This window comes from Streptomyces sp. NPDC001339 (assembly GCF_042895955.1).
Classification (GTDB): Bacteria; Actinomycetota; Actinomycetes; order Streptomycetales; family Streptomycetaceae; genus Streptomyces.
Window position 1 is genome coordinate 145933 of sequence record NZ_JBIAWT010000014.1, and the last position, 22710, is coordinate 168642.

12 protein-coding genes and 1 pseudogene are annotated in these 22710 nt (G+C 71.0%); 7 read left to right on the forward strand and 6 right to left on the reverse strand.

The annotated features are described in order from the left end of the window. The first annotated feature begins 69 nt into the window (after positions 1-69). Positions 70-1945 (forward strand): annotated as a pseudogene (gene asnB, locus ACFY12_RS31715) (asparagine synthase (glutamine-hydrolyzing)). A gap of 50 nt (positions 1946-1995) precedes the next feature. Here the strand turns inward: asnB and ACFY12_RS31720 are convergent. The 3 genes from ACFY12_RS31720 to ACFY12_RS31730 form a co-directional block, all read right to left on the reverse strand. Further along, positions 1996-3327 carry a glutamine synthetase gene (locus tag ACFY12_RS31720; RefSeq protein ID WP_390719433.1) on the reverse strand — a complete coding sequence of 444 codons (1332 nt, stop codon included), beginning with the start codon at positions 3325-3327 and terminating at the stop codon, positions 1996-1998. A 117-nt stretch (positions 3328-3444) separates the two neighbouring features. After that, on the reverse strand, positions 3445-5403 hold the full coding sequence (locus ACFY12_RS31725) for an APC family permease (RefSeq protein WP_390719392.1): 1959 nt from the start codon (positions 5401-5403) through the stop codon (positions 3445-3447). A 150-nt stretch (positions 5404-5553) separates the two neighbouring features. Further along, the gene (locus ACFY12_RS31730; protein ID WP_390719393.1) at positions 5554-6882 is read right to left on the reverse strand and encodes a glycosyltransferase family 4 protein; all 1329 of its coding nucleotides are present in this window, start codon (positions 6880-6882) and stop codon (positions 5554-5556) included. Between the two features lie 113 nt (positions 6883-6995). On the opposite strand from ACFY12_RS31730, the gene ACFY12_RS31735 reads away from it, so the two are divergent. The 3 genes from ACFY12_RS31735 (at position 6996) to ACFY12_RS31745 (ending at position 12589) form a co-directional block, all read left to right on the forward strand. Continuing rightward, complete coding sequence (locus ACFY12_RS31735; RefSeq protein ID WP_390719394.1) at positions 6996-9320, forward strand: PIG-L family deacetylase; 2325 nt, start codon at positions 6996-6998, stop codon at positions 9318-9320. 154 nt (positions 9321-9474) lie between these two features. Then, positions 9475-11082, forward strand: coding sequence for an alpha/beta hydrolase (locus tag ACFY12_RS31740; protein ID WP_390719434.1), 1608 nt, complete (start codon positions 9475-9477; stop codon positions 11080-11082). Between the two features lie 127 nt (positions 11083-11209). Further along, entirely contained in the window at positions 11210-12589 is a 1380-nt protein-coding gene (locus ACFY12_RS31745; RefSeq protein ID WP_390719395.1) for an MFS transporter, read from the forward strand. A gap of 11 nt (positions 12590-12600) precedes the next feature. Here ACFY12_RS31745 and ACFY12_RS31750 read toward each other — a convergent pair whose 3' ends face one another. From ACFY12_RS31750 to ACFY12_RS31760, 3 genes are all read right to left on the reverse strand, one after another. Then, entirely contained in the window at positions 12601-16479 is a 3879-nt protein-coding gene (locus tag ACFY12_RS31750; protein ID WP_390719396.1) for an amino acid adenylation domain-containing protein, read from the reverse strand. 616 nt (positions 16480-17095) lie between these two features. Beyond that, complete coding sequence (locus ACFY12_RS31755; RefSeq protein ID WP_390719397.1) at positions 17096-17899, reverse strand: 4'-phosphopantetheinyl transferase family protein; 804 nt, start codon at positions 17897-17899, stop codon at positions 17096-17098. A 278-nt stretch (positions 17900-18177) separates the two neighbouring features. After that, a complete protein-coding gene (locus ACFY12_RS31760; protein WP_390719398.1) occupies positions 18178-19110 on the reverse strand; it encodes a LysR family transcriptional regulator in 933 nt (310 codons plus the stop codon). 181 nt (positions 19111-19291) lie between these two features. Between ACFY12_RS31760 and ACFY12_RS31765 the strand changes: the two genes are divergently transcribed. From ACFY12_RS31765 to ACFY12_RS31775, 3 genes are all read left to right on the forward strand, one after another. Then, positions 19292-19741 carry a hypothetical protein gene (locus ACFY12_RS31765; RefSeq protein ID WP_390719399.1) on the forward strand — a complete coding sequence of 150 codons (450 nt, stop codon included), beginning with the start codon at positions 19292-19294 and terminating at the stop codon, positions 19739-19741. Positions 19742-19776: 35 nt separating this feature from the next. Beyond that, positions 19777-21189, forward strand: a complete 1413-nt coding sequence (locus ACFY12_RS31770; RefSeq protein WP_390719400.1) for an MFS transporter — start codon at positions 19777-19779, stop codon at positions 21187-21189. Positions 21190-21584: 395 nt separating this feature from the next. After that, positions 21585-22628, forward strand: coding sequence for a hypothetical protein (locus ACFY12_RS31775; RefSeq protein ID WP_390719401.1), 1044 nt, complete (start codon positions 21585-21587; stop codon positions 22626-22628). Positions 22629-22710 lie beyond the last annotated feature (82 nt).

Consider the following 22710-nt stretch of genomic DNA (forward strand, 5'->3'; position numbering starts at 1 on the left):
TATGCCGCACACACCCCGGGCACGTGAAGCAGGAACGCGCACACCAGACGCGACGAAGGCAGTGTTGCCATGTGCGGAATCGCCGGATGGATCGCCTACGACAGGGACCTCACGGGGGAACCTGAGCGGCGCGTCCTCGCGGCCATGACCTCCGGCCTCCAGTGCCGGGGGCCCGATGCCGGGGACGTGTGGGTCTCCCCCCACGCGGCCTTCGGCCACCGGCGGCTGGCCGTGATCGACATCGAGGGCGGCACCCAGCCCATGGTGGCGGAGGAGGACGGACACCCCGTCGCGGTCCTCACCTACAGCGGCGAGGTGTACAACTACCGGGAACTGCGAAGGGAGTTGGAGGACAGCGGCCAGAAGTTCCGCACCACGAGCGACACCGAGGTGGTGCTCCGCGCCTATCTGGTCTGGGGCTCCGGCTTCGCGACCCGGCTGAACGGCATGTACGCCTTCGCGCTCTGGGACCCCCGCCGGGAGGAACTGCTCCTGGTGAGGGACCGCTTGGGCGTCAAGCCGCTCTACTACCGGCCCACCCCGTCCGGCGTGCTCTTCGGCTCCGAGCCCAAGGCGGTGCTTGCCCACCCCGAGGCGGACGCCACGGTGGGCACGGCGGGACTGCGGGAGGTGCTGAGCCTGGTGAAGACGCCCGGGCCGGCCGTCTACGACGGTATGCACGAGGTACGTCCCGGCCACCTCGTCCGGGTCCGTCGTTCCGGCATCAGCGACCACCGGTACTGGAGGCTGGAGTCCCGTCCGCACACCGACAGCCTCCGGACCACCGTGGCCACCGTCCGTTCCCTGCTGCGGGACGCGGTCGGCCGGCAGCTGGTCGCGGACGTTCCCGTGGGCACGATGCTCTCGGGCGGCCTGGACTCCAGCACCGTCACCGCGCTGGCCGCCGAGGAACTGCGCCGGCAGGACCGCGGGCCCATCGCCACCTACTCCATCGACTTCGTCGGGCAGGCCGGCCACTTCACCGCGGACGCCGTCCGCTCCACCCCCGACGGTCCGTACGCCCGCGCGGTGGCCGCGCACGTCGCCGGTGACCACCACGAGGTGATGCTGGACTCGGCCGACATGGTGGCGGCGCCCACCCTGGAGGCGGCGGCGCGCGCCTACGATCTGCCCGCCGTCCTCGGAGAGCACGACACCTCGCTCTATCTGCTGTTCCGCGCCGTCAGCGGTCACACGAAGGTCGTGCTCCGGGGAGTCGGCCGACGAGGTCTTCGGCGGGTACCGCTGGTTCCACGACCCGCGCACGCGCGCCGCCGGCACCTTTCCCTGGATCGTCGAGGGGCTGCCGGCGGAGGAGACCGCGGACCCCGCCCAAACTCTCTTCGCCCCGACCCTGCTCGACCCCACCCTGCTCGCCCCGGACCTCCTCAAGGCGCTGGACCTGCCCGGATACCGCCAGGACCGCTACCACGAGGCCCTGGCGGAAGTCCCGCACACGGACATCGCGGATCCGCTGGAGCGCCGGATGCGGGAGGTCTCCTATCTGACCCTGACCCGCTTCCTGCCGCTCCTCCTCGACCGCAAGGACCGGATGAGCATGGCCTCCGGCCTGGAGGTGCGGGTCCCCTTCTGCGACCACCGGCTGGTGCAGTACGTCTTCAACACCCCCTGGGCGATGAAGTCCTTCGACCACCGGGAGAAGAGCCTGCTGCGCGCCGCGGCACGGCCCCTGCTCCCCTCCTCGGTCACCGACCGTGTCAAGAGCCCCTACCCCCGTACGCAGGACCCGCGTTACACCGACGCGCTCCGCACCGCGCTCACCAGGATCCTGGACGACCCGACGGCCCCGGCGCACGACCTGGTGGACGTCGAGGCGGCACGGCAGGCAATGAGCGGAGACCCGGAGAAGCTGCGGTACGGAGTGGACGTCGTCCTGGCCCTGGACACCTGGCTGAGGACCTCGGGCGTCCGACTCGCGCTGTAGAACGGCCAGTTGGCTGGGCAGCCGCCGGCCGGGCCCGGGCGGCGGGCGTTTCAGTAGCGCCAGCGGACGGCCTCGACGGCCTCCGCGCGGGCGCGCCCCGCGAAGAGCCGGTGCTCCGCGCGCCGCACGGTGAGGACGGCGCCGAAGAGGTGGTCACCCATCGCCTTGCGCAGCACGGCCGACTCCTCCAGGTGCCGGACGGCCTCCAGCAGGCTGTCCGGCAGCCGTTCGATACCGTACCGGGCCAGCTCGTCGGCGTCCGCGCGGGCCGGATCGTCCCCGTACTCCGCGGGCAGCCGCAGGGTCTCGTCCAGGCCGGCGAGCCCGGCGGCGATGAGCGAGCCCACCAGCAGGTACGGATTGGCCGCCTGGTCGAAGCACTTCACCTCGGCATTGGCGCAGGTGCCGCCCTCGCCCGCCGCTCCGGTGATGAAGCGCAGTGCCGCCTCGCGGTTCTCCAGCCCCCAGCACCGGTACGCGCCGGCCCACACCGACGGCTCCAGGCGGAGATAGCTGACCGGAGTCGGGCAGCCCACGGCGGTCAGGGCGGGCAACGACCGCAGCACACCGGCGAGGAACGCCTCGCCCTCCGCGGTCATGCCGTACGGCCCCTCCCCCACGTACAGCAGGTTCTCCGCCTCGCGCCAGAGACTCAGGTGCACATGCCCGCCGTTGCCGACCCCGGAAGGGGTGGTCAGCGGGGCGAAGGAGGCCCGTAGCCCATGGGCCCGGGAGACGGCGCGCACCGTGTGCCGGACGAGGACGGCCGTGTCGGCGGCGCCGAGCGGGTCCTCGGCGGCGGTGGAGACCTCGAACTGGCCCGGCTCGTACTCGGGGTGGATCTGAAGGACCTCCACGCCCTGTGCGGTGAGCGCGTCGAGGACGTCGAGGAGGTACGCCCCGGAGTCCGCCAGCCGGGCCAGCCCGTACGCGGGGCCGTCGCCGAGGCGGTCGGACTCGACCGTCCACTCCGTCTCGAACCCCATCCGCAGGCTCAGTCCCCGGTCGGCCGCCGCCCGCGTCATACGGCCCACGAAGAGCCGATGGCAGCCGGGGTAGGGCTCGCCTTCCTGACCGAAGCGGTCCGCCGGTGCCCACGCCCACCCGGGCTGGGCGGCGAGCCGGGTGATCCGGTTCAGGTCGGGCACCAGCCGCAGGTCGCCCGAGCGGCTGCCGTAGCCGTCCGCGGACGCCATCGAGTCATCCGCCAGGAAGGCGTCGAACGCCGGGGAGGCCCCTACACCCCGGAGCGCGACGTCGGGCAGCCGGCCGAGGGGCACGGCCTTGACCCGGCTGATGCCGGCGTTGTCCACGAAGCTCACGGCGACGGCCCGCACGCCCTCGCCCGACAGGCGCGCCACCACGCGCTCCGCGCCTGACATCCCGCCGGCCGTGACCCCGGCCGTGCCGCCCTCGTCCATGCTCCATGGTGTGTCCTCGGCACACCCGTCCGAAACTCCTCAGCGCACCCCTCCAGGACGAGGGCCGGCCGGTGATTCTCAGGAAGGGGGCGCCGAAGGGGGCAGCAAGGTCGCCGGGGGTGAGGACTGCCGTCTGGCGGTGTCCAGCTGGTAGGGCACGCTGGTGACCATCACTCCGGGGGTGAACAACAGCCGGGCCTTGAGCCGCAGTGCGCTCTGGTTGTGCAGGAGTTGACCCCACCATCGGCCGAGGACGTATTCGGGGATGAAGACGGTGACCACGTCGCGGGGGCTCTCACGGCGGAGGTTGCGGATGTAGTCGAGGGTCGGTCGCGTCATCTCGCGGTAGGGGGAGTCGAGTACCACCAGGGGGACGTCGAAGGAGTGGGCGTCCCAGGCGCTGCGCAGACTGTCGGCTTCGTCGGGTTCTACGGAGACGGTCAGGGCCTCGATGGTGTCGGGGTGGATGGATTTGGCGTAGCCGATGGCGCGCAGGGTGGGAGCGTGGATCTTGGAGACGAGGATGACGGCGTGGTTGCGTGAGGGGTGCTCGGCCGGTGCGTCACCGGGGACGGCGAGTTCGGCGGCGACGCTGTCGTAGTGCCGGTGGATGGCCTTCATCAGGAAGAACAGCACCGGCATCGCGACGGTGACGATCCACGCGCCGTGCAGGAACTTGGTGATGAGCACGATCACCAGGACGATCCCGGTGAAGGCGGCACCGACGGCGTTGATCGCCCGCGAGTGGTGCATATGCCACCGCTGTGCGGTGCTGGTGGTGCGGGCCAGCTCCTTGTTCCAGTGCTTGACCATGCCGGTCTGGGACAGGGTGAAGGAGACGAAGACGCCGATGATGTAGAGCTGGATGATGGCCGAGACCTCGGCCTTGAAGGCGATGATCAGGCCGATGGCGGCGAGTGCCAGCAGGATGATGCCGTTGGAGAAGACCAGGCGGTCGCCGCGGCTGTGCAGCTGGCGGGGGAGGTAACGGTCCCTGGCGAGGAGCGAGGCCAGCATCGGGAAACCGTTGAAGGCGGTGTTGGCCGCGAGGATGAGGATCCCGGCCGTGAACGCCTGCACGTAGTAGAAGAGGACGTGGACGTCGCCGAAGCTGGCGCGGGCGATCTGGGCCAGCGCGGTGGGCTGGGAGGCGTCCGCGGACAGGCCCAGCTCGGTGGGGCTGCCCGCGACGTGCACCCGGTAGTTGAGAGCCAGCACCGTGATGCCGACGAACATCGAGACCGAGAAGACGCCCATGATCGCCAGAGTGGTGGCGGCGTTGCGGCTCTTGGGCTTGGTGAACGCGGGCACGCCGTTGCTGATCGCCTCGACGCCGGTCAGCGCCGTACAGCCGGAGGCGAAGGCGCGCATGGCCAGCAGCACCAGCGCCAGGCCCGCGTAGCTGCCGACAGGGTGGACGGGCAGATCGGCGGACTCGGCGCGGAGGGTGTGGCCGGACAGCAGCCGTACGGCGGCGAAGGCGAACATCAGGTAGATGCCGAGCACGAAGCCGTAGGTGGGGACGGCGAAGGCCCGGCCGGACTCCTTGACGCCGCGCAGGTTCATGAACATGAGCAGCAGGACGAAGCCGACCGAGATCGCCACGGCGTGCTCGGCCAGCGCGGGTGCGGCCGAGGTGATGGCGGCGACCCCGGCCACCACGGAGACCGCCACGGTCAGGACGTAATCGACCAGCAGCGCACTGGCCGCGGTGAGGGCGGCGGTCCGTCCCAGGTTGTCGGTGCTGACCGCGTAGGCGCCGCCGCCGTTGGGGTAGGCGTGACAGGTCTGCCGGTAGGAGGCGATCACCACCACCAGCAGGGCGACGATGGCCGCGGCGACCCACCAGGCCAGGTGCAGCAGCGCTGTTCCGCCGAGCGCCAGGATCAGCAGGATCTCCTCGGTGGCGTAGGCGACCGAGGACAACGGGTCGCTGCAGAACACCGGCAGCGCCAGCCGCTTCGGCAGCAGCGTCTCGTCCATCTGACCGGTTCTGAGGGGGCGTCCGACGAAGAAATGCTTGAGGAAGCTCGGCACAGCGCGAGCTTAGGCACGGCACGGGCGAGGGGCTGAGGGGCACGCGTACGCCGAACGGGCGGTGAGGCCCGGCTGGAAGCGGCCGACGCCGGGGTGGCCCTGGAACCGGGATAGCCCTGTAACCGGGGTGGCCCTGGGGAGGTCACTACGTCATACGCCCTGCTCAGGCCGGTCGTCGCGGTTCGTCCCGCCCTGCGGACGGACGGGAGTGCGACGACGGGGAAGAGCCCCGCGGACCACCACCTTGACCAGGTCCTTGACCACGTACCACGCCCCCACGCCGTACGCCGCCGTCCGGTGGCCGAGTCCGCGCACTCGTCCCCTGGTGCCCGCCCTGCGGTCCATCAGCTCCTGGAAGGCCGCCTCGTACCTCGCGACGATGCGCGCCGTGTCGTACCTGCGGCCCTTCTCCAAGGCTGCCCGGCCCATGCGTGCGCGGCGCTCGTCGTCGTTGATCACCTCCAGCATCGCGTCGGCCAGCGCCTGGGGATCACGCGGCGGAACCAGCAGACCGTCCACGCCGTGCTCGATGATCTCACCCGGTCCCAGGGGGCAGTTGGTGCTCACCACCGGCAGACCGACCCTCATCGCCTCGACGATGGTCATGCCGAAGGACTCCATGCTGGAGGAGACGACCAGCAGGGAGCCCTTGGCCATCTCCGGTTCGACGGGCGAGGCCGAGCCCATCAACGTGAGGGCGTCATCGAGACCCAGTTGGCCGACGAGCCGTGACAGTTCCCCCTTCTCGGGTCCCTCGCCGTACAGCCTCAGATCCCAGTCCGGCCGCTCGGCCCGGACCTTGGCGAAGGCCAGAATCAGGTCCCCGTACCGTTTCACAGGAGCCAGCCGGCCGACCGCGACCACATGTCTGGCGTCCAGTGTGCTGGGCGCGATCCCCGGATGGGGGACGCTGTTGGGCATCGCCTGGATCCGCACACCCGGCAGCCGCAGCCTGCTGCGGTACGAGGCGGCATCGGCTTCGGTGGTCGTCGTGATCGCGTCCAGGCGCGGATACAGCCGGCGCAATCGGAGCACCAGCCGGGTGGGATGGGTGTTCAGCGTGAGATGCTCCTGGCCGATCCGCACCAGGCGGCGGGGGGCCTGCCGGGCGAGGTGCACGTTCAGGCCCGGCCGGGTCCCGATGACGATGTCGGCGTCCAGGTCCCGCAGACAGGCGCCGAGCCGTTCGTCCGTCAGCTCGCTGTACTGGGGATAGCGGCCGTCCTCGCACGGGAAGACCTTCGAGGGACGCCGGGCGAGCGGATGACCGCCCTCGTAGGACGCGCGCTTCTTCCGCAGATCCACGAGGTGGCGCAGCCGCACTCGCGGGTCGAGGAAGAGCCGGTGTTCCGTCCGGTACCGGAACACGGAGACGATCTCGACGGTGTGCCGCTCGGCCAGGCCGTTGGCCAGGTTGAACGTGGTGCGGATGGTCCCGCCGATTCCATAGGCGTGGTGGATCAAGAAGGAGATACGCATGCGTCCCGTTGCTCTTGCCGCTGTTGTTCCCTAACGCTGCCGCTTCGTTCCTACCGCTGCCGCGGACTGCGCGATACGCCCCTTTTAACCGATTAATCTGTGACCGATGTCCCATGGCTCACGACCAGCATCCGTGGAAGGCCGGCCGCCTCATGCCCCCTCCCCTACGAGGCTTCGCCTCACCGTCCCGCCGTGAGGTACTCACCGCCGCGGCGCTGGGCGCCCTCTGGGCCATGGGGATGCCGACGGGCCTGGGGAGACCGGGCTCACGGGCCGGGCCGCCCAGGACGGAGGAGTCGGTCCTGCAGATCGTGGCCCACCCTGACGACGACCTGTTCTTCATCAACCCGGAGGTCGGCCAGTCACTCCGCAGTGGCCGTCCGCTGGCCTCCGTCTATCTGACGTCGGGCGAGGCCAACGGCGTCAACGGCCCGGACCCGAACGTGCCCCCCGGAATGTTCGGGCGGCCCGTGCCGGACAAGGCGAAGTACGCGAAGGCCCGACAGAACGGCATCCGCGCCGCCTACGCCGAGATGGTGACCGGCGACGCCGCCCGCCCTTGGCGGCGCACCGTCATCACCACGGCGGGCGGCGGCCTCGCCGCACTCGACACGCTCCGGGGACATCCCCATATCCACCTGGTCTGGACGCTGCTTCACGAGGCCGGCAGCGTCACCGGTGACCGCCCGCAGAGCCTGCACGCGCTGTGGGACGGCCGGACCCGCCGCATCCGCTCCCAGCTCGCGTACGGCGGTCCGGTCGTCCGCGACTTCTCCTACAGCGCGGCACAGCTCGTCCAGACCCTGGTCGGCTATCTGGAGCTGTTCCGCCCGACCCATGTCCGGATGCAGGACCCGACCCCCGGCCGCCTGGACCGCAACCACAAGTACGCCGACCATCAGGACCACTTGTACGGCGCCCGGTTCGTCCAGCAGGCTCTCGCCCGCTACTCGTCCTCCGGCGAGCGCCCGCACTTCACCGTCCAGACCTACCTCGGCTACTTCAACGGCGGTCTGCCGGAGACTCTCGACCCGGCCTCCGGCGCGTCCAAGGACTGCACCGTCAAGACGTATGCCCTGGGCGGTGCGCCGTGGAACTCCTGCCGGGACCCGGCGGGCTGCGGCGACAGGAACGTCGCTGTACGCCCCAAGCTCCACTGGTCGCACAGCATCCACCACACCCGCGACACCGACACCTGCTGGCTGCGGACCGGCAGGGACGGCGGCCTGTGGGCCTTCGCCGTGCTCAGCGGCCGGATCGTGTTCTGGCACCGCCCGGCGGGCGGCTCCGGTCAGGTGAGCGCGGGGCAGTGGTCAGGACCCACGGTGCTCCCGGGGTCCGGTATCGATGAGGGCATCCGTCCGCTCACGCTCCCCGACGGACGCATCGCCGTCGTCGGCACCCGCACCCTCACCGGCAAGCGCCCGGGGGGCTATCGCCGGGAGGTGGGTTTCACCGTCCAGCGGGACCCGGGCCACTCCTCCGGGCCCTTCGGGCCCTGGCATTCGCTGGGCAGCCCGGAGCCGTGCGACCGTGCCGGCACCTCGGACATCAGTGCCCCCGCGGTCTCGGTGCAGACCGGCGACGGCCACACGATGACGGTGTTCCTGCGCGACAGCAGGCATCAGCTGACGGCCCGCACCGGACGCGTGGGCGGAGAGTGGACGCCTTGGCAGTACCTGGGCGGCGAGGCGGTGCACGGTGACCCGGTCGTCGGCAGGGATGCCACGGGCCGCACCTACGTCCTGGCCGGCACACCGCACTCCGTGCTGGCCTGGGTCCGGGACCAGCCGGGCGCGTCCGCCCGCGGCCGGCCGCTCACCGGGCCCCTGGCCCCCGGTCCCTGGCCCACCGGCCCGCTGCCCACCGGACTGCCGCCCACCACCCTGCCGTTGACCGTCCGGCGGGACGGCGACGGCATCCGCGTCTACTTCCGCAAACCCCGCTCCGGGAACGTCCTGACGGCCCGGCTTCGCGCCGCCGACCTCGTCTCCACGCGACCGCGCACCTCCCGGTGGCCGGGCAACGCATCGTCACCGGCGGACGTCACCGACCTGGGCGGGCCGCAGGGCTACGGCCCGGTGAGCGTCCACCGCACCGGCCGCGGCGGCCTCCTGCTGGCGGCGCGGTCCGCCGCCGGAGATCTGGCAACGGCCTGGAGTCCCTCCGCCGCTCCCACCCGCCGGCTGCGGTGGAGCCACACCGGCTTCCTCCTCGCCGGTGCCCCCTCCAGCACCCGACTGGCGTCGGGCGACGTGGCACTGACCGTACTCGGTCTCGACGGCCGCCTGTACTGGACGCACACCACCGACCAGGGCCCCTTCCTCGCCCCCTTGCGGCCGGCCGTGCCCACGGGCGACAGCGACGGCTGTCCAGGTGATCGCGCGGCCGCCGCGCAGGCCGGTCGGCCCAGCCACGGGAGTGAACTCCTCCCCTGAGGGGTTGTCCGCGGCACGTCTGTGGCGAGGTTGTTCGCACGGGAAGAACGATCGTCGGCCGAGTGCGCCGGGCAAGGAGTCTCCTGTGAGAGGGCTCGTGGGTGTCGCCGCGGCCGCCGTGGCGAGTGCGGTCGTGGTGGCGATCGGCGTCGTGATGGTGGTGGGTGCCACGGACAACGCCGGGGAGACCTCCCCTGAGGTCCAGGCCGGCGAGACGTCCCCCGGTGGAGACACCGAGGCCGAGGCCCGCGGGGTGCGGAAGGCGGCCGCCCGGGCGGCGGAGGCGGGCATCGACTGGCGGGCATGCCCGTCCGGCTGGGATCTGAACCCGGACTATCGCTGCGGCTCCGTGACGGTCCCGGTGGACTATGCCGAGCCGGACGGCGCGACCATCGAGCTGTGGCTCGACCGCTTCCCGAGCATCGGGCAGCCACAGGAGCACCAAGGCGCGCTGGTGCTCAACCCGGGCGGGCCGGGCGGCTCGGGCGTGGCGGGTCTCATGAACCTGACGAAGGTCGAACCCCACCAGCCCCCTGTGTGGGGGAACGTCGCGCAAGCCTACGACCTGGTGGGGTTCGATCCGCGCGGGGTCGGCCACTCGGCTCCGGTCTCCTGTGCCGATCCGCAGGAGTTCGTCAAGAGCCCCAAGCCCGACCCGGTCCCGGCGGACGCGGCCGACAAGCAACGGCTGCGGGACGACGCCCGGGCCTACGCGCAGGGCTGCCAGAAGCGCAGCGGTGCGCTCCTGCCGCAGATGACCACGCCGAACACCGCACGCGACCTCGACGTCATCCGCGCGGCGCTCGGTGAACCGAAGCTCAACTACCTGGGCGTCTCGTACGGCACCTACCTCGGCGCGGTCTACGGCACGCTCTTCCCCGATCATGTGCGGCGTATGGTGCTCGACTCCGTCGTCGATCCCTCACCCGACAAGATCTGGTACGGACTGCACCAGGCGCAGATCCCCGGTTTTGAACGCCGCTTCGGCGACTGGACGGCCTGGGTCGCCCAGCGCGACGCGGATTACCACCTCGGCGACACCCGGGCGAAGGTGCAGGACCGGTGGCAGAAGCTGCTGGCCACCGCCAAGGAGCACCCGATCGACGGGACCGTGGGCCCCAGCGAGCTGATCAACTCCTTCCAGCAGGTCGTGTACTTCGACGAGACGTGGGCCCCGAAGGCCGAGGCGTGGAGCGCGTACGAGGCCGGGCATCCGGAGAAGCTCGTCAAGGACGCCGGGCCGAACCGCTCCGATACCCAAGGCACCATCGCCCGAGAGAACGCCGACGCCGCCTACACCGCCGTCAACTGCGCCGACGCCAAGTGGCCCACCGACTGGAACCGCTGGGACCAGGACGCCGTCCGCCAGGACGCCAAGGCCCCGTTCATGGCCTGGTTCAGCACACGGAAGAACCTGCCGTGCGCGACATGGCCCGGCACTCAGCACACTCCGATCGACGTCAAGGGCGGCAAGCAGCTCCCGCCCGTCCTGCTCGTACAGGACGACGGCGACGCGGCGACCCCGTATGCGGGAGCCGCCGAACTCCACCGGCGTTTCCCGGGCTCAAGCCTGCTGACGGTGAAGAACGCCGGGGCGCACAGCGTCACCACCGAACGCAACCCGTGCGTCAACGACCGGGTCGACGCCTACCTCCTGCGCGGCACCCTCAACTCGCAGGACATGACCTGCGCCCCAGCTCCCTCCCCCTCGCCCACTCCCGGAACGCCCACGTCCGCGCCCGGCCAAGGCGAAGTCCGGTAATGCCGGTTATCACCCGTTCGGGTTGCTTCGCCCCCCCATGACGCTCGTCCCGCATACCCTGCCCTCGTCCTCCGGCTTCAGGGATGGACACGGCACGAAGCAACCGGCGTAGCGGAGGCGGCGACCGATGACAGCGGAAGTTGGGGCAGGCGCCGGCGGGGCGGATGCGGCGCGCGGGACGGCCGGTCGGGACACGGCTGATCGGCATACGGCCGAGGGGGCGGTGCGCACGGTGGCCCGGAGGCTGCTGCCACTGCTGTTCGCGCTGTACGTCATCAACTTCCTCGACCGCGCCAACATCGGCGTCGCCGCGCTGGCCATGAACACCGAACTGCACCTGAGCGCCACGGCCTACGGAACCGCCGCCGGGATCTTCTTCCTCGGCTACCTCCTCTTCCACCTCCCGGCTGCCGTGGCTCTGGGCCGGTTCGGCGCCCGCCGCTGGCTGTCCGGCGTGGTCATCGCCTGGGGCCTGTGCTCGGCCGCCACCGCGTTCGTCACCGACGCCCACAGCCTGTACGCGGCCCGGTTCCTCCTCGGACTGGCCGAGGCGGGCTTCTTCCCCGGTGTGATCGCCTACCTGGCCGCCTGGTTCCCGTCCCGGCAGCGCACCCGCGCCCTGGCCGTCTTCCTGCTGGCCATTCCCCTCTCCACCGCCATCGGCCTGCCCGCCTCCGGCCTGCTGGTCGAGCACTCCGGCATGTTCGGCCTGAGCGGCTGGCGGTCGATGTTCCTGATCGAGGCCGCCCCCGCCGTCGTCCTCGGGATCGCCGCGCTGCGCCTCCTGCCCGACACGCCACGCCGGGCCACCTGGCTGACCGCCGCCCAACGCGACGCCCTCGAAGCCCAGTTGGCCGAGGACGCACCACTCCCCTCCCCAGGCGGCACCGCACTCGGGCGCACCGGGCTCGGCCGTGCCGCGTACTTCGCCGTGGTGCACGCGGGCGTGTGCTTCGCCCTGTACTCGCTGCACTTCTTCCTTCCCCAGGTCCTCACCGCCCTCTTCCCCGGCACGGGCACCTCCGGCCTCTCCATGCTCGCCGCCGTCCCGTCCGTGGCCGCGGCCCTGGCGATGCTCGCCTGGAGCCGCTACAGCGACCAAGCGGGCCCCGGGCCCAGGGCTTCGCTCATCGCTGCGCCCCTCGCGTTCGCCGCGCTCGCCGCCGTCCTGGCCGCACTCTCCGCCCTGCCGGCGCTCACCCTGGCCGCGCTGGTCGCGACGGTCGCGGGGAGCGTGGCGGCCGGACCCACCTTCTGGAGCCGGTGCACCGGCGTCCTGGCCGGCCCCCACGCGGCGACCGCCATCGCCGGAGTCAACGCGGTCGGCAGCCTCGCCAGCTTCGCCGGCCCCTACGTCACCGGGCACCTCACCGATGCCACCGGCGGCTACCGGCTGGTCTACGCCGTCCTCGCGTGCGCCCTGGCGGTCTCCTCAGCGGCCGCCCTCCGGCTCCCCGCCGTCCCGGCCGCCGCTTCCGCCCCGGTTCCGCACCGTACGCCCGGCTGACGGGAGAGGGCTCACCGGTGGGGCGAGGGACCAGCGTGAACGGTCCGCGTGTTCCGGCGGGTGTGGATAGCCGAGGCGAGTTCGGTGATGCCCGTGTCCTTCAGCGCACTGTAGTGGTCGGCGTCGAGGTCGATCACGGTCGGGAGGGCGACGGAGTAACCGGACCTGCTCTCGATGAACGAGTAGTCGTCACCGGTGGCCTTGACGATGGTGACCGGTGCGTGGAGCTGCCGTTCGGCCAGTTCACGGAAGCTGTACTGGAACTCGTAGGTCCGCGCGACGATCCGGGTGATCCGGCGGATCAACTGCTGGTCCAGCGACGGGAGAAGGCGGTGGATGAAGGCGACGAAGCCGTTCTCGTCGCGGACGGCGGCCAGGCACTCGTCGAGGTCGGGCCCGGTGATGGATCCGGTGAAGACGGAGAACAGGATGGTCAGGTACGCCGGGTTGGCGTAGGACGCCTGGCGTCCGTGGCGGTCGGTGTGGGCATGGTGGACCTTCGGGTTGCCGGGGCAGATCAGCAGCAGGTCGTCCACCTGCCGGCCGGACTGTTCGAGCTGCCAGGCGGTCTCGAAGGCGACCCGGGCGCCGAAGGAGTAGCCCCACAGGGTGTAGGGCCCTTCGGGCTGTAGCCGCCGGATCTCGGTGAGGTCGGCGGCGGCCATGTCCCGGATGGTCGGGTAGGGCTCCTCGCCGCGGTTGATGCCGTACGCCTGGATGCCGTGGAAGGGGCGGCCCCTGCTCGCCCGGCGTGCCAGCAAGCGCAGGTTCATGGGGTAGCCGCCGAGTCCGGGCCAGCAGAAGACGGGCCGACCGGCGCCGGTGTCGGTGCCGGTGTCGTGCAGGGGCACCAGCCGGGACGACGGCCGGGCGGCGCCGTCGGCGACGCGGGTAGCGAGGTCGGCCAGCTTCGGGTGCTCGAAGATGACCTGGAGCGGAAGCCGGGTGCCGAACGCGCGGTTGATCGCGTTGACGAGTTCGACGGCGGTGATCGAGTCGCCACCGCACGCGAAGAAGTCGTCCTCGGCCGAGACGGTGTGGTACTTCAGCGCCTTGCCCCAGGCCTCGGCGAGCCACTTCTCATACGGGGTGACGGGGGCCACGTACGGCGTGGCGGTGTCCGCGGACCGCACCTGCTCGCAGGCGGTGAGGGCTTCGATGTCGACCTTGCCGTTCGCGGTCAGCGGCAGCCGGTCGAGCACCAGAACCTGGTCGGGCACCATGTAGTCGGGCAGGGTACGGGCCAGCTCATCCTTGATGATCTCGGCCGGCCCCTTCATGTGGACGGTGTCCTCACGCATGCCCTCGCTGCGGATCTGCTCCTCGCCGACCTTGCCGCCGAGGAAGAAGTACGACGGGCCGGTGGGGATGCCGCAGGAGGCGAGGATGTCGTCCATCCGCAGGGCGGCGGGCAGCGGATGACCGGTCTTCGAGCTGTAGCCGGAGGACATGAAGCCGAAGTCCAGGCAGTTGCGCTGGAGATGGTGGAGCTTCCTGCCCAGGGCGATGTACTCCAGCCACGGCTGGTCGGCGCGGCTGACGGCGGTGATGCCGAAGCCGGCGCGCTCGTAGACCTGCTGGTTGATGGCGATGACATGCCGGGGCAGCAGCAGATCGTCCGAGATGCGCTCCAACGCACCGCCGGTGTAGCGGTACTGACCCGCCGGCAGGTCCCGCACGCGGCCCGGGTGGGCCTGCACGTAGATCTCTGTGGGATCCGGCCAGGGTTCCCCGCCGGCCGGGCGGATGGCGAACGTGCCCAGGTAGTGGTCCTCGTCCGGGACGTCCAGACGGTCCTTCACGGACAGGTCGTGGGCCAGCGGCAGGATGGTCAGCCCGTACTGCGGCAGCACGTCCTCGAAGACGCCGGTCATATGCCCGGTCTCGATCTCCAGAACCTCCTGGATGTTGTGCTTGTACACCGGCTCGATGGCCCGCCGGTGGCCGAGGAAGTGGACGAGGAGCTGACCGTCATACGGCCGGTGGGAGGAGGCTCCGATACGTACCAGGGTGTGGTCGACGGGGTGGTAGTAGTACACACCTGCCTCAAGTCCCCCGGAAATCCCGCCGGTTTCCAGGTACAGCTGCGTGGCGTACAGGGCTCCCGGGGAGGCGTAGGCGTACTTCGGGAGCAGCCGCTCGTCGCTGTGGTACGCGCCGAACCAGCGCAGCAACTCGCCCAGTTCGGCGAACGTCAGCTCGCCGAGCGCACGGGGAGCGCCGCCGGCCGGCCGCTCGGCGAGCAGGGCCAGCACGTCGTCCCGGGTGACCGGGCCACCGTCGTAGAAGCGGTAGGTCTTGCGGGCGAAGACCTCCCGGCGCTGCCGGGACGTCTCCTGTCTGCCGGGCAGTTCGACCACCGGACGGCCGGCGAGCTGCTCGCGGCTGCGCAGGCCGGGGTTGGACAGCTGTGCCCTGACCTGGAGTCTGCTGGCCTTGGACTGGTGGTGGGCGCCGTGGTTGCCCTGGTCCATCAGCGCCGCTTCCTTGGGGTTCAGCTCGACGCAGGCGATCAGGTGCCGCGAGCCGGTGCGCCGGTTGTCGGTGACGGCCGCCGCCGCGCGCTTGACCCAGGTGTGCTCCCCGATGGCCAGGGCGATCTCGTCGAGTTCGACGCGGCAGCCGTGCAGCTTGACCTGGTTGTCGGCCCGGCCGGCGAACTGGATGGTGCCGTCGGGGTTCCAGTACGCCAGGTCGCCGGTCCGGTACAAGCGCTCGGTGGGGGCGAACGGCGAGGTGATGAAGCGCTCCCGGGTCTGCTCGGGACGGTTCAGGTACCCGCGGGCCAGCTGGATGCCGCCGATGCACAGCTCGCCGGTCTCCCCGATGTCCACCGGCGCCAGGTCGGCGTCCAGGATGAAGCACTCCGTGTCGCCGACCGGCTCCCCGATCGACACACTGCCCCCGCAGTCACCGGCCGCGTGCGGGTCCACCCGGCACGACGTGGCGTTGATGGTGCACTCCGTCGGGCCGTACAGGTTGACCAGCGAGACCCAGGGAAGCTCGTCGGCGAGCGCACGGGCGAGCCGCCAGGAGAGCGCCTCGCCACCGGAGAACACCCGCCGCAGCGAGGTGCACCGGCCGAACTCCTCGGTGTCCAGGAGCGCCTGCAGCAGCGTGGGCACGCACTGGAGGGTCGTCACCTCGTGCTCGACGACCGCGGAGATCAGGGCATGAGGATCCCGGTGGATGCCGGGTGTGCCCATGACCACCCGGCTGCCGACGGCCGGGGCGAGGATCTCCCACTGCGCCGCGTCGAAGCTCATCGGCGTCTTCTGCAGCACGGTAGTGCCCTGGCCCAGGTGCCCGCAGCCGAGCATCCACCGCATCTGGGACGTGATGCTGCGGTGTTCGATCATCACGCCCTTCGGTCTGCCGGTGCTGCCGGACGTGTAGATGACGTACGCCAGCGAGTCCGGCGGCACCGGCACCGGGGCGGCGATCGTGGTGCAGCGCCGCACGTCGGCCGGGGTCACGATCCGGGTGCCCGGCGGGGCCAGCTCGGTCAGCCGGGCCGCCAGGTGGTCCTGGGTGACGATGACTCGGGTACGGCTGTCGTCGATCATGTAGCGGAGCCGGTCCTCCGGGTACTCCGGCGACAACGGCAGATAGGCCGATCCGGCGAGCAGGATGCCCCACATCGCGGTCATCAGCTCCAGGGACGGTTCGACGAACACTCCGGTGCAGGCGTCCGCGGACACGCCGAGTTGGCCGAGGCGTGCCGCCAGCCGGCACACCGCGCCCTCGAGCTCGCGGAAGGTCAGCCACTGGTCGCCGGAGACCACGGCCACGGCATCGGGCGATGCCTCGACCTGCTGCCTCAGCAGGCAGGGCAGGCATCTGGCCGTGCTGGTGAGATCGATTCGAGTGCGACCCGGTACGGTCTTCACGGCTTTCCTCTACTAACCGGGAAGTGGTGGGACGAGCCGGCGGCGGTGTCTTCGGCCGCTGCCGCATGCGCACGATGACGTCTCCTCCGCGCACGACGGCATCTCCGCATCGCTGGGAAGACCCAGGGCTGGAAAGACCAGGGCTGGGAAGACCCAGGGACACCAGACGGCTCTGATCGTGACGTCCGACCCACACCTGGTGGGCCGGCGAGAACACTGGATCAGGCAAGACGCAACCGGGTAACCCCGTCTCGGCGTGGGGTCACAGCTGCTACCCGGCGCCGATGTGACGAGCTCGCCCGGACGCCTCCTCCTCCCGGCACTGTGGCCGCACGCGCGACAGAGGCAGACAGGTCTCGTAAGTCTCCCTGTCCCACCGCCGCCGCTTCGTCGGCCGCTCAGCCGGGTTTCTGGCCCCCTCGGGGGAGCTTCACTGTTGTCCTTACGATGTCCTTACTCAACGATACGCTCAACAGGGCCAGGCCTCATGCTCGGAGCTTCTTCGGTCCGACGTCGGTCCCGCCGCCCGGACTCCCGGCGCGCCGGCCCCCGGGGCAGGCGCCGGGGGACCATGGCCGCCCCTCTGTCGCACCGCACCGTCAGTCGCACCGCGGCATCAGTCGAACCGCAGCCGCCGACCGGGTCCCTGCTGCCAGGGGAAGCCCTGGTTCACGAGCACGGTGTGCTCGCCCCGGCCGTCGCACTCCACGGCGACCGCCACCATGGCGTCGGGTCCGGCCTCGAATCCCAGGAACCGCCAGCGGGAGGCCACATCGTCCTCGGGAGGCCGGAAACTGACGACCCGTCCGGCGTCGTCCAGCGTGAAGGCGAAGGAGTCGAAGGGCAGACCGAGCCCGATCCCCCGTGCCTTCGCATACGCCTCCTTCAGGGTCCACAGCCGGGTCGCCACCCTCCGGCGCTGCCTCCCCTCCCCCAGTGCCCGCAGCCGGTGGCGCTCCTCGTCCGCGAACACCGTCACGACCGCCTCCGGGCCGTGCCCGGCAGGCCGGGTGAGCCGCTCCACGTCGATACCGACGCGGCCGTGGCGGGCCACCGCGAGGGCGTTGATCCCGTCGGTGTGGGAGAGGTTGAAGTCCAGGCGCTCCTCGCCACCGGGGAATCCGCCCTGCGGAGCGCGCAGGTAGGGCCGTCCCCACGCCGAACGCGCGATGTCCAGCTCCGCCTCGGGAATCCCGGTCTCCAACGACAGCGTCCGCCGCACCAGGACGCGGGCGACCCGGTACCGGCGGCGGTCGCGCTCGGAGCGGAGCCGTTCGCCCGCCGCCCGCTCGTCATGGTCCAGCCACTGCCGGGCCAGCGTGTCGGCGAGCAGCGGCGGGAGCGCCTCGTTCGGGCAGAGCCACACCGTGACAGCCGCGGGATCCTGCCCGGACGGCGCGGGGTTCGGTGGCGTGACCATCAGCAGTGCGCGGTACGGGCCGACGCCTGGCGGGCCCCTCCGGCGGTGCGCCGGGCCCGCGACACTGCGACAAACCTCTTGAGTGGGGCAGTTCCTGACATTCCCGAAATTCCTGACCGCATGGCGGGCACTTTATCGAAACAGCCGACCCCGTCTGCTCGACCGACACCTGGGTCAGGCGGTCGCGCCTCGCCCCGTCCCGACTACACCGCGCAACGGCGACCCATCGAAATGGCATATTCCGCGACGATCCGCGACCACGCGCACACGCACGGCGGTCACCCTCGGGCAGTCATCGCGTCGGTGCTGATGGGTGGGCGCAGCAGCGAGATCAGCAAACCCGTGAACTGGGTTGCCGTCCAAGGGAGTCGGCGGCCCAGCATGGTCTGTACTTGGGCCTCGCGGCGGCGGAAGACCGGATGGTCGAGCGGTACGTAGCCGACGCCCTCCGCGGTGGGGTCCGGGTGCGGGTCGCCCAGGTCGCCGACGAGGGCGACGCCACCGCCGGAGCGGACGAACTCGTACTTCGAGGCGATGGCGTCGCAGACCAGAGCGGGGCGGACGGTCAGACCCTCCAGTTGCACGCCGATGTCGAACAGGTCGCGCTGGGTGGTCCCCGTCGGGGCGAGGGCGAGGGGGTACGCGCACAGCTCGGCCAGGCCGACGCGTTCCCGGCCGGCGAGTTCGTGTCCGGGTGGGACGATGGCGGCCATCGGCACCACGACGGCGCACTCCACCCGTACGTCGTGCCGCGGGCCCATCGTGTAGGTGACGGCGACATCGGCGATGCCCTCGGCCACCCGCCGGGTCGCCTCCTGGTGAGGTACGCGGTCGAGCCGGAAGGTCACGTCCGGGTGGTCGCGCTGGAAGACCGCTATCGCGTGCGGGACGAGGCGGAGCGCGAACCCTTCCGAACAGGCCACCACGACGCTGCGGGTGTCGGCGCCGCTGCCGGTCCGCAACTCGGTGACGAGCGCGGAGGACTCGGCCTCGTTGCGGCGGACATGGGCCAGCAGGCGTGATCCGGCGTCGGTGAGGGTCATGCCGCGCGGATGCCGGAGGAACAGAGCGACGCCGATGCCGGATTCGAGCTTGGCGATCTGCCGGCTGACCGCCGAGGGGGCGACCCGCAGGTTCTGGGCGGCCTCGCTCACCGCCCCGGTGCGGGCGACTTCGAGGAAGTACGCCAGGTGCACCGGAATGAGCTGCATCGGACCTCCCGGGGGCGAGCGGCGGCACCTGGCACGTATGACCCGTACGCCGGTTTGCCGAGATTAGAACGCAGCGCGGCACAAACGGCAATAGTCAGGGCGGGAAAGCGCCCGTACGCTGCTGAGCCATCACGGCGCGTACCGTGCAGCCGCTACCCGTACCACGCCCAGGAGCAACCCAGTGATCACCGAGAATGTGGTCCGGCGAGCCGAGGAGTACGTCGACTCGGGCGCCTTCTTCGCAGACCTGGGCGCCATGGTCGGCTGTCCGACGGAGAGCGCCCGCCCGCAACGTCACCTTGCCGTCAAGGCATACCTGGATGAGATTCTCACCCCCGCACTGACCGAACTCGGGTGCCCGGTCGCCGAGTACGCGAACCCCGACCCCTCCGGCGGACCGTTCCTGGTCGGTACCCGCGACGAGTCCCCGGAGCTGCCGACGCTGCTCGGCCACGGGCACGCCGACGAGGTGGACGGCCACCCGTTCCCCTTACGCGGCGGCTTACCCTCCCCCTCCCGCACGAGCACGAGCACGCGTCCGCGCCCGCACCCGCGCCCCGGCTCAACTCCCGCTCCCCCACAGCTCATCGGACCGCCTCCCGCTCCTCATCCCCCTCCTCGTCCGGCCTGACGCCCGTCGGTCCGGCGCCCGCCGGAAGGACCGCGATGTCCGGACTCGCCCCTCACCCCACCGCGCCGGGGATATCGCCGGCCGCGCCCCCGAGGCGGGCGTCCGCCCGGCGCGCAATCGCCGCGGCGACGATCGGCAACGCCCTGGAGTTCTTCGACCTCGCGCTGTACGCCCTGATGGCGACGTACATCGGCAGGACCTTCTTCCCCGACGACGACCCCGGCGTCCAACTCGTCCAGACCTTCGCCGTGTTCGGCATGACCTATCTGATCCGCCCGATCGGCGGCCTGCTGCTGGGCTCGTACGCCGACCGGAAGGGGCGCGAGAAGGCGCTGCTGCTGTCGATCCGGCTGATGGTGCTCGGGACTGCGCTGATGGCGTTCATGCCCGGCTACGCGACCCTCGGGTTCGTCGCGCCGTTGGGCGTCGTGCTCGCACGGCTGGTCCAGGGCTTCGCGGCCGGTGGCGAGTTCGGCGCCGCCACCTCCTTCCTGGTCGAGCGGGACAGCCGGCGGAAGGCGTTCTTCGGCAGCCTCCAGTTCGCCGGCCAGGGGCTCGCCACCGTGCTGGCCTCCGGATTCGCCACGGGTCTGACCGCGGTGCTGTCCGACGCCCGGATGACGGCCTGGGGCTGGCGGGTGCCCTTCGTCTTCGGCCTCCTGGTCGGCCCGGCCGGCTACGTCCTGCGGCGCTATGTCGAGGAGTCGCCCGCGCTGGTACGGGCACGGGACGGGCCGGAGCGCAGTGGCCGTACTCCTTCACGCGGCGGTGCTCCTTCGCGCGGCGGTACTCCCTCACGCGGGGGAACGCCGTCGCACGACGGAATGCCGTCGCACGGGGGACCGCCCTCGCCGATCCGCTCGGTGTTCCGTCACCACTGGGGCGGTCTCCTGCTCGCCGGCGGTGCGCTGATGGTCTCCACCGCCCTCACCTACTCCCTGCAGTACCTGCCCACCTTCGCGATCAAGGAGCTCGGCCTGGACGACTCGCTGTCGTTCGCCGCCCTGCTCCTCCCCGGCACCATCCTGACCCTCGGAACTCCGGTCGTGGGGCTGCTCGCCGACCGCGTCGGCCGGCTGCGGATCATGATCCCCGCCGCGGCCCTCATCGGACTGAGCGCCGTCCCGCTGTTCGTCTGGCTCACCCACGCACCGTCCTTCCTGACCCTCGCCCTGTGTATGACGGTCCTCGGCCTGTTGAAAGCGGCGTACTTCGGCGCGCTGCCCTCGGTGATGTCCGACGCCTTCCCCGTCGCATCCCGCGCTACAGGGCTCGCGTTCAGCTACCACACGACGGTCGCCCTCTTCGGCGGCTTCACCCCCACCATCGCCGCGTCGCTGGCCAAGGCGACCGGCTCCCAGATCTCGCCGAGTTACTACCTACTGGCCGTCTCCCTCCTCAGCATCACCGCTCTGGTGGGCGGTCACCGGATCTGCGGCATCCGCTGAGCCGGCGTGCGCGGGCGCCGCAAGGCAGCCGGCGAGCCATGAGACGGGCCACGAGATGGGACATGGGACGGCCAACTCCCCCATGACCAGGGGCTGAGCGCGACGCGTTGCCCCACCCGAGGCACGACCGACACGACCGACCGGAGGTGCAGACTGAGTCACATCTGTTACAAAAGCCATGGGCAAACGCAATAGTAGCTTTCTAGGTTCTTTGCCGCAGGCGCACCCATTCGGAACGTCAACTCCGTTCTCCCGTCGCACACATCGCCGGCCACCTCACCTTTCCCGCCCCGGGAATCCCGGCCTGACGAGCTGCGTCGACCACGTGCGCCGCACTCCCCCCACTCATCGGCGCGGCCCCGAGCGGCCGATGCCCGACCGACAAAGGAGACCGCGTGTCCACGCAGGTACAGACCGACCTCACTCCGGGTCGGCGCAAGAGCAGCATGGTGGCCGGAGCGCTGGCCACCGCTTTCCTCACCGGCATATCCCTGATCGGCTCCCAGGCCCCCGCCTTCGCCGACGACGGTCAGCCCGCGAAGGTCGCCGACGGGACCTACGAGTCCGATCAGGCCGTCCTCGACGCGATGGGCAAAACGGATCCGGTCAACCCCTCGGAATCCTCGATGGGTTACCCGGCCGGGCTGGATAAGGACAAGGACGGCAACGTCAAGGCCGTCACCCTGGCGGACGTGAAGGACAAGTACGATCCCGAACAGGCCGTCAAGGACGCCCAGGCGGCGGCGACGCAGTACGCGGCCGACACGAAGCACTCCGCGCCGCTGCGGAAGAGCGCCAAGCACCTGGCCGAGGGCTGGGCCGACCCCGGGTCCGAGTCCCAGACGAAGAAGCCCAACGGCACCGAAGTCCGCCAGAACACCAAGGACGGCACGCTGTCCGGCGGGCTGACCGCCGAGCGGTACTGCAACATGAGCAACAAGGATCCGCAGAGCGGGTCGTTCGGGCAGGCGGCGCCCTGCATGTTCGTCGGGAAGGTCGACGAGAAGTACCCGCAGCGGGGAGCCAGCGACGGCCTCACCGGCGAGGGCAAGCTCACCTACAAGGTCACGGCATCCGTGGCCGACGAGAAGAGCACGACCGAAGGCTGGGAGGTGGGCGGCAAGATCACACCCAGCATCAGCGGTAACGGCGCATCGACCGGCGCCGAGGCCAGCTTCACCTACAGCTACTCCAGCACCTCGACCACCAAGGTGCAGAGCACCCGGGAAACGGACGTCGAGATCAACGTGCCGCAGGGCAAGAAGGGTTACCTGGAAGGCCGGGCCAACGGCGCCACCTACACCGGCTACATCGTCGTCCGCGACCTCGACACCAGCACCAACCAGGAGCACCTCATCGCCATTCCCGCACGGGCCTACGTCCAGGCCCCTGGCAGCAGTAGCCCGGTCACCTGGGTGAAGCGGCTCAAGGGCGCGTAACAGGCCGGCCCGTCCGGCGTACAGAGCCGGAGCCCGGCCGACCTCGGTCGGCCGGGCTCCGGCCCCTTCCGGCCTCCGCGGG

Excerpts from the sequence above, each read along its gene's own strand:
- ACFY12_RS31720 (WP_390719433.1), bottom strand. The coding sequence starts at position 3,327 with ATGTCAGGCGCGGAGCGCGTGGTGGCGCGCCTGTCGGGCGAGGGCGTG.
- ACFY12_RS31730 (WP_390719393.1), bottom strand. The coding sequence starts at position 6,882 with ATGCGTATCTCCTTCTTGATCCACCACGCCTATGGAATCGGCGGGACC.
- ACFY12_RS31735 (WP_390719394.1), top strand. The coding sequence starts at position 6,996 with ATGGCTCACGACCAGCATCCGTGGAAGGCCGGCCGCCTCATGCCCCCT.
- ACFY12_RS31740 (WP_390719434.1), top strand. The coding sequence starts at position 9,475 with ATGGTGGTGGGTGCCACGGACAACGCCGGGGAGACCTCCCCTGAGGTC.
- ACFY12_RS31745 (WP_390719395.1), top strand. The coding sequence starts at position 11,210 with ATGACAGCGGAAGTTGGGGCAGGCGCCGGCGGGGCGGATGCGGCGCGC.
- ACFY12_RS31755 (WP_390719397.1), bottom strand. The coding sequence starts at position 17,899 with ATGGTCACGCCACCGAACCCCGCGCCGTCCGGGCAGGATCCCGCGGCT.
- ACFY12_RS31760 (WP_390719398.1), bottom strand. The coding sequence starts at position 19,110 with ATGCAGCTCATTCCGGTGCACCTGGCGTACTTCCTCGAAGTCGCCCGC.
- ACFY12_RS31770 (WP_390719400.1), top strand. The coding sequence starts at position 19,777 with ATGTCCGGACTCGCCCCTCACCCCACCGCGCCGGGGATATCGCCGGCC.